General features: G+C 56.6%; 9 protein-coding genes. 5 read left to right on the forward strand and 4 right to left on the reverse strand.

The features are described from left to right. Nucleotides 1-327: 327 nt before the first annotated feature. The 4 genes from ACH2EH_RS01640 to ACH2EH_RS01655 all read right to left on the reverse strand — a co-directional run bounded on the left by ACH2EH_RS01640 (nt 328) and on the right by ACH2EH_RS01655 (nt 3404). Entirely contained in the window at nt 328-1707 is a 1380-nt protein-coding gene (locus tag ACH2EH_RS01640) for an Nramp family divalent metal transporter (RefSeq protein ID WP_395138200.1), read from the reverse strand. Next, nucleotides 1704-2492 carry a transporter gene (locus ACH2EH_RS01645; RefSeq protein WP_395138202.1) on the reverse strand — a complete coding sequence of 263 codons (789 nt, stop codon included), beginning with the start codon at nt 2490-2492 and terminating at the stop codon, nt 1704-1706. Before ACH2EH_RS01645 ends, ACH2EH_RS01640 begins: the two co-directional genes overlap by 4 nt. Before the next feature lie 118 nt (nt 2493-2610). Beyond that, the gene (locus ACH2EH_RS01650) at nt 2611-3051 is read right to left on the reverse strand and encodes a metal-dependent transcriptional regulator (RefSeq protein WP_395138204.1); all 441 of its coding nucleotides are present in this window, start codon (nt 3049-3051) and stop codon (nt 2611-2613) included. A gap of 116 nt (nt 3052-3167) precedes the next feature. Continuing rightward, nucleotides 3168-3404 carry a transporter associated domain-containing protein gene (locus ACH2EH_RS01655; RefSeq protein ID WP_395138206.1) on the reverse strand — a complete coding sequence of 79 codons (237 nt, stop codon included), beginning with the start codon at nt 3402-3404 and terminating at the stop codon, nt 3168-3170. A gap of 72 nt (nt 3405-3476) precedes the next feature. Between ACH2EH_RS01655 and ACH2EH_RS01660 the strand changes: the two genes are divergently transcribed. The 5 genes from ACH2EH_RS01660 to ACH2EH_RS01680 all read left to right on the forward strand — a co-directional run. Continuing rightward, nucleotides 3477-3698, forward strand: a complete 222-nt coding sequence (locus tag ACH2EH_RS01660) for a hypothetical protein (protein WP_395138208.1) — start codon at nt 3477-3479, stop codon at nt 3696-3698. A 116-nt stretch (nt 3699-3814) separates the two neighbouring features. Then, nucleotides 3815-4555, forward strand: a complete 741-nt coding sequence (locus ACH2EH_RS01665) for a L,D-transpeptidase family protein (RefSeq protein WP_395138211.1) — start codon at nt 3815-3817, stop codon at nt 4553-4555. A gap of 559 nt (nt 4556-5114) precedes the next feature. Next, on the forward strand, nt 5115-5564 hold the full coding sequence (locus ACH2EH_RS01670) for a hypothetical protein (RefSeq protein ID WP_395138212.1): 450 nt from the start codon (nt 5115-5117) through the stop codon (nt 5562-5564). Between the two features lie 6 nt (nt 5565-5570). After that, the gene (locus tag ACH2EH_RS01675) at nt 5571-6134 is read left to right on the forward strand and encodes a general stress protein (protein ID WP_395138214.1); all 564 of its coding nucleotides are present in this window, start codon (nt 5571-5573) and stop codon (nt 6132-6134) included. A 1-nt stretch (nt 6135) separates the two neighbouring features. Next, nucleotides 6136-6702: LemA family protein (locus ACH2EH_RS01680; RefSeq protein WP_395138217.1), on the forward strand; the 567-nt coding region annotated here is incomplete at its 3' end.

Below are 6702 nucleotides of genomic sequence, written 5' to 3' on the forward strand. Positions count from 1 at the left end.
CCCCCCGGAACGGCTGTCGCGGACTTCCTAAACAATGCAGGCTGGCAGATCGGGCACCTGCCAGGACTCGATAGTGATCGTGAAGGCACCGCCTAGCACACGCTGTTGGAACTTGATCACAGGATGTGGCGCTGGCCTCGAAAGAGGCACTGTATAAATCGCGTAAGATGCAGACACATCTGGCGGCACCTTCCGAGAGCAGCTACAAAGGCACGGAAACCGATAGGGTATCGATCTGCATCATGGGAGGATCGCAAAGCTCAAGGTCGTCGTGCCCACTTCAGAATAGCAGAATCAAGCCACAACAATTCACTAAAGTTTACACACTTATTTCTCTTTGTAGCCCCAAGTCACCCAAGCGGCAAAAGCGGCCATAACCCCTGCACCCAAGCAGACCCAGAGCGGCCCTAAGACATCCCAGAGAAGCTTGATATTGAGCCCGGCAATCAGGACGCAGACGATAAGTCCTAAGAGTTTCAGCCAGAGCGGGTTGACGAACTCGCCCATTCGGTTCTTATCCGAGGTGAAGGACAGGAGTGGGAAAATCGCAAACGAGAGCTGCATCGAGAGCACCACCTGGGAGAGAGTGAGCAGAAAAACCGTGTTCTTACCACCACTAATCCCGATCAGGATCATGGCGGGAACAATCGCCAAGGCGCGGGTTATAAGCCGACGCAGCCAGGGGGCGATACGAATATTGAGAAAGCCCTCCATCACGATCTGACCTGCAAGCGTTCCCGTGATCGTGGACGACTGCCCACTGGCGAGGAGCGCAATGGCAAAGGCAGTGGCGGCGGCTCCTCCTAGCATCGGCTTCAGGAGCACGTGCGCCTCTTCCAGTCCCGCGACCTCAAACTTTCCATTGGCGTGAAACGCGGCGGCAGCGACCACCAGAATCGCGGCGTTGACGAAGAAGGCCATTCCAAGCGCGATGACCGTATCAACTGTGGCGGAGCGCAGTGCGTGGCGCAGTCCCTCCCGAGTCTTCTCGTAGGCACGGGTCTGAACAATAGACGAGTGCAGATAGAGATTGTGGGGCATCACTGTCGCCCCAAGGATCCCCAGCGAGATAAAGAGCGCCTCTTTGTCGGGGAGCTGCGGAGTGACCAGGCCGCGAGCGACCCCGCCCCAGTCCGGGTGGGCATAGAAGAGCTGGAGGGCAAAGCAGACCGCGATCGTCCCCACCAGTGTGATAACGAGTGCCTCAATCTTGCGAAAGCCAAATTTCATCAGCCCTAGCAGCAGCAGGACGTCCAGCCCCGTGATCAAGACGCCCCACAGAAGCGGGATGCCCACAAGTAAGTTTAGTGCGACTGCGCTTCCAATCACCTCCGCCAGATCGCAGGCGATAATCGCCACCTCGCAGAGCAGCCAGAGGGCGATGGCAGCGGGCTTCTTGTAGTAGTCGCGGCACGCCTGCGCCAGGTCTTTTTCCGTGACGAGCCCGAGGCGTGCACAGAGGGTCTGGAGCAAGATCGCCATCAAGTTGCTCGCCAGGATCACCCAGAGCAGCGTGTAGCCGTACTTTGCCCCGCCCGCGATATCCGTACCCCAGTTGCCCGGGTCCATGTAGCCAACACTCACCAGATACCCAGGGCCCGCAAAGGCTAGGAGCCGTCGCCAAGGCGAACCACTCTTTGGGACGACGACACTCCGATAGGCTTCCGAAAGAGAAGGAAGCGTCTTATTGTCTGTGGAGCCGATCATTGTGAACCTCCAAAACGCACGGAGTAGCCCGCAGCGATAAATCCGTGAGGAGCCTGCCGGTTCAGGCCCATACCAAAATGAATGTCCCACTGGCTTGTTGCATTGGGCTGGAATGTCACGCCACTATGGAGCTGGTGGGCAGCTGCAACGCCTTGACCGATATCAGTAACCGCTTCCATAAACATTCCCGTTCCTTTTCCCAGTGGCAGGCCATAAGAGACAGTATGCTGGAGACGCTGCTGCCGCTTTCCTTCTTCTTGGGGCACCGAGACATAGAGCATTCCGCTCAGGCTCCTCTCCCTTGCAAGCCCGTGCGCCCAGACCAGCTTCACTTCGGGCTGGGTGGCCTCACTCTCGATCCCTGCTTTCCCACTGGGGATAAAGAACGCCGGAATCAGCGCAAGCTCTGTCCCATTCTTCAGCGCAGGTAACGGAAGCTTCAGACCAAGATAGGTATCCCCAAAGCCACTCAGAGCAGGCACACCGTTTGCCGTAACTCGCTCAAAGCCAGGCACCCCAACCCGCCACTCGACTCCTGAGGAAGCGCCGTAGCGCAAGAGAAGCTCCGGCAGTCCCGCCGTGCGACCTCCGCCGCGCTGATTGGTGAGGGTAAAGCCACTCTCTAGCTGCAAGGCTCCGCGCATAACCAGCTGATTGGACTCCGTGAAATCGGGCCGATCCGTCACAATCGGACTTTTAGCGGGAGGAGATTCCTGGGCCTGAGCCAGACTTCCCCAGAGCGTTATCGTAGTGAGAGCACCCACCACGACCGTCGTTTTTCGCATGCATACCTCTCTTTGCTTGGGGCAGAGGCACGGTACAATATCCCTGACGGGGGAGGAGCGTACCGCGTATCCGCCTCTTCGCAGGCTCAGGTGCTCTAACACCTGAGCCTGTTTTTGTTTAATTCGTGCCTGTCTCTGGCTCCGGGATGGGGGAGCCATGTGGGCAGGTGGTCGGGTGGTTGAGAAACGCCGCAAGACGCTCCTCGAACTCCTCGGAGATCACGTGCTCTAGCCGCTCCGCCTCCCTATGGGCTCCCTCAGGAGAGAACCCGAGAATATCCGTCAGAAAGCGCTCTAGGAGGCGGTGGTGGCGTGAGAGCTCCCGAGCCAGACGCTCCCCCTGCACGGTCAGACGCGCTCCTTTGTAGGGAGTGTAGTCCACCAGGCCGTCGCGTTCCATCCCCTGAAGCATCTTGGTAACAAAAGCGCGCGATGTCCCGGTGCGCTCCGCAATCGCCGAGGGAGCTGCGGGTGCTCTCTCCGTTTGAAGGGTATGGATCGCTTTGAGCGTATCGCCTGTCGCCTTACCGAGGTGTCGTTCGCGCAATGTATTAACCATAGTTAATTTAACTCGGGTTAATAATACCATTGACTCCAGAGGTTCGCCACTTTTTCTACCCGTACCTTGTCCACCCGGTGATCGTCCATGTCCAGAACCTCGAAGCGGAAGTCAGACTACTCAAAGTGATCCCCTGGCTGGGGGATACGCTCCATACGCGATATGACAAATCCACCCAGAGTGGCATAGTCACGGCTATCTTCGGGCTCGTGCTGGAGTTCAAGCACATGAACGAACTTGTCAACAGCCAGCATCCCGCCAAAAAACCAGGAAGCCGCCCTCGCGCTGTACAGCCGCAGGATCTTTACCTCATCCTGAGTAACAGCGGGTTTATTGGAGGGCTTGATCCCCATTGTCATATTAAACCGGAGTGTCTTGTGGCATACTCAGAGTTAGCTTAGCGATTACAGTGAGGGAGAATTACGATGACCGAGCGTATTACCATACATTTTGAGGGGCAAGAAGTGGGTATCGAGTACCACCCTGAAACCAGTGAAGCGGAGGCTCGTGATGCATTGCGAGCGTATGAGCTGGGTTTACACGCCTTGACATTGCAGGCGATTCGGTATCGTCTGTTAACAGGGCTCCCCGTACCTGCCGTGCTGACCGACTTGGCGAACGCACATACCTTTCGTGAACTTCTCTAGCAGACAGATCACGTCTGCTGTGCTCCTCGCGTATACTGTTTCCCTAAAGAAAGGGATCTGTACGCATGGACGAGTGGAAACGCAGGAAGACTCAAATTGAAAGACTACACGAAACATTGAAAGACTACACGACACCAAGGGGCTCACGAATTGTGATCCTACTTGCCTTGCTACTAGCCATGAGCAGTGGGAGTGCCTGGGCACAGGCCCTGAGTGGGATCACCTTCGCCGGAAAACCGAACACCCTTTTTGTTGGCGTACGAAAAGTCACCGATGTCCTCGGCTGGTCGGTTCACTGGGAGCAGGCGGGTCAGACTCTCTACATCAATGACCGCTCGGTGACCTCAGCAGGTACCGTGAGGCGACTTCCCGACGGCACGGCTCTTCTTGCCGTGAGCGCGTTGCGCTACCTGGGAGGAGAGGTCGTGTGGGACGCCACCAGTGGTACGGTGACGATCAAAAGCGGGGGACGCTCGCTGCAAGTCACTCGTGGCGCGAAGCGTGTCGAAGTGGACTGTACTACCCAGCGGCTCCGCGCCTGGCAGGGGGATACGCTCCTGTTGGAAACTGCGGTGAGTACGGGGCGCTCTGGTAGCCGAACCCCAACGGGCGAGTTCACTGCGGGGCCTTACAAGTCACGGATGCATTACTCTGGTCTGTACAACGACGCGCCCATGCCCTACAGTGTCCAGGTGAACGGCAACGTCTTTATTCATGGGTTCGGCAGTGTGCCGCGATACCCGGCGTCGCACGGTTGCATCCGGGTTCCCCTCAACGCGGGCAACCCCGCCCGATGGTTCTACGAATGGGTTGACCGGAGGACGCCTATTCGTATCAAAGGACGATGGCAAGGATAGAGGCAAACAGTGACTGGGTTAGTGGTGGAGTAGTGGGATGATTCGGTCATCACCCTTGGGCAGGCCACGGAGTACTAAGGCATTACCTCAGGCTCCTGCTTCGGCCAATGAACTGAGGGAGACCAATCATAAAGGCCTTGTTTTGCTTCCGCATTATGAGCGTCTGGTGAAGTCGCCTTCTTCGCGCAGCAGGATAACCCTTCCGCCTTGTACATCACTGCCATCATGGGGCAAGCGGTGCTCTGCGATTGCAGCTGGCAAGCGAGCACGAGCCGGGCCGGAGCCAGGAAGGTCGTCATCATTGCGAAGACGAGTATGAGAATCGTGTGCTTGCGAAACATTAGATTACCTAGAGTATACCCCCACTGGGTATCTCATGCCATAGCAGACGCCCAGCAAGAAGCGAAGGTTCCCTGATATCTGGGACTTGAACCGGATGATTTGTTGAATCCGTCGTTTTGCGGATGCTTCTCTTTGAATAGGTAAGAAGAATGTAAGTGAGAGATAAGCGGAACCAGCGGTGTGTACCCGCACTCTCCAGAAAGAGTAAGGGATTTTTATGAAAAACACTTTTTCACTGGGACTGATGGCAGCAACGTTTCTGCTAGCTGGCCTTCCGACACTTGCACAACAACCAAACTCTAGAGTGCAACAACCAAATAAAACGGGTATGGCAGCTAAGATGCCAGAGCACTGTGCGATGATGATGCAGATGCATCAGAAGAAGGAAGCCTCTACCAAAGCCCAAGATGTAAAACTAAAGGGACTGATGGCCACGATGGATAAAGCGTCGGGTGATCAGAAAATGAAAGCAATGGCTGCTGTCATCAGTGAGCTGGTTGCCCAGCGCACCACCCGCCAGGAAATGATGGGAAACATGCAGTCGCAGATGATGGGCCACATGATGGAGCACATGCAAAGTGGCGACAAAATCTCCATGATGCAGTGTCCCATGATGAAAGACGGTGGCATGATGGGACACGACATGTCGAAAATGAAGGCCAAGTAAAACGGCATGAACAACGCACTTTCTGACACCACGTCTACCACTTTCGACAAGGCGGTCGTGGCGAGTTTTAGCGATCACAGAGAGGCGGAGACAGCCGTTCGGCGTCTCGCTGCGGGCGGTCTGCCCATCAACCAGGTCTCCATCATTGGGCGCAACTTCGAGACGCATGAGGACATCCAAGGCTTCTACCGCCCGGCGGATGCAGTATTGGAAGGGGCGAAGGAAGGTGCCTTTTTCGGCGGCTTCTTTGGTCTAATGCTGGGCTTATTTGCCCTCCCGATCGTGGGTGGCTTGCTCATCGCCGGTCCGCTCGCGGGCTTCATCGCCGGAGCCATCAGCGGGGCGGGAGTCGGGGCGCTCGTCAATGGGTTGGTGGCATCAGGGATTCCCCGAGATCAGGCGCTCAAGTACCAGGAACGCCTTCAGGCTGGGGAGTTTCTCGTCGTCCTTCACGGAAGTAAAGACGAGACCGTGCGGGCACATGAAATCCTCCACAGCACCATGCAGACCTATCTTCAGACACACACCATAACACCTGAAGACCCCACTGCAGATCCAGAGCGTGAATAGAATGCCTATTCGAAAGAGGACTAATGTCGCCGGTCTGGTGGCGCTCGGTGTTCTGCTCCTGATAGTTTTTTCCACCATCGCCACGTACAACAAGCTTATCCAACTAGATCAAGGCGTTCAGGCGCAGTGGGCGCAGGTGGAGAATGCCTACCAGCGCCGTCAGGACCTCGTTCCCAACTTGGTCGCGACAGTCAAAGGCGCGGCTGAGTTCGAGAAGAGCACCTTTACTGCCGTCACCGAGGCTAGGGCTAAGGTAGGGCAGGCAACCACAAACCCCACCGGTGACCCGGCACAATTCGCGAAGGCGCAGCAGGCGCAGGATGGACTCTCCTCGGCACTCTCTAGGCTGCTGGTGGTTGTGGAAAAGTACCCTGACCTCAAGGCTACGGAGAACTTCCGCGATCTACAGGCACAGCTCGAAGGGACGGAAAACCGAATTACGGTGGAGCGGATGCGCTTCAACGAAGCGGCGCAAGCGTTCAACTCTCGGCGCGATAGCTTCCCCACCAACCTGGTGGCAGGATTTTCTGGCGCACGTTTCCAGCCGAAGTCCTACTTCAAGGCGCAG

This window comes from Armatimonas sp. (genome assembly GCF_043760365.1).
Taxonomy (GTDB): Bacteria; Armatimonadota; Armatimonadia; order Armatimonadales; family Armatimonadaceae; genus Armatimonas.

What these genes read in the sequence shown, in the direction of transcription:
- ACH2EH_RS01670 (WP_395138212.1), top strand. Translation starts at nt 5,115, where the DNA reads ATGAAAAACACTTTTTCACTGGGACTGATGGCAGCAACGTTTCTGCTA.
- ACH2EH_RS01650 (WP_395138204.1), bottom strand. Translation starts at nt 3,051, where the DNA reads ATGGTTAATACATTGCGCGAACGACACCTCGGTAAGGCGACAGGCGAT.
- ACH2EH_RS01655 (WP_395138206.1), bottom strand. Translation starts at nt 3,404, where the DNA reads ATGGGGATCAAGCCCTCCAATAAACCCGCTGTTACTCAGGATGAGGTA.
- ACH2EH_RS01645 (WP_395138202.1), bottom strand. Translation starts at nt 2,492, where the DNA reads ATGCGAAAAACGACGGTCGTGGTGGGTGCTCTCACTACGATAACGCTC.
- ACH2EH_RS01675 (WP_395138214.1), top strand. Translation starts at nt 5,571, where the DNA reads ATGAACAACGCACTTTCTGACACCACGTCTACCACTTTCGACAAGGCG.
- ACH2EH_RS01640 (WP_395138200.1), bottom strand. Translation starts at nt 1,707, where the DNA reads ATGATCGGCTCCACAGACAATAAGACGCTTCCTTCTCTTTCGGAAGCC.
- ACH2EH_RS01660 (WP_395138208.1), top strand. Translation starts at nt 3,477, where the DNA reads ATGACCGAGCGTATTACCATACATTTTGAGGGGCAAGAAGTGGGTATC.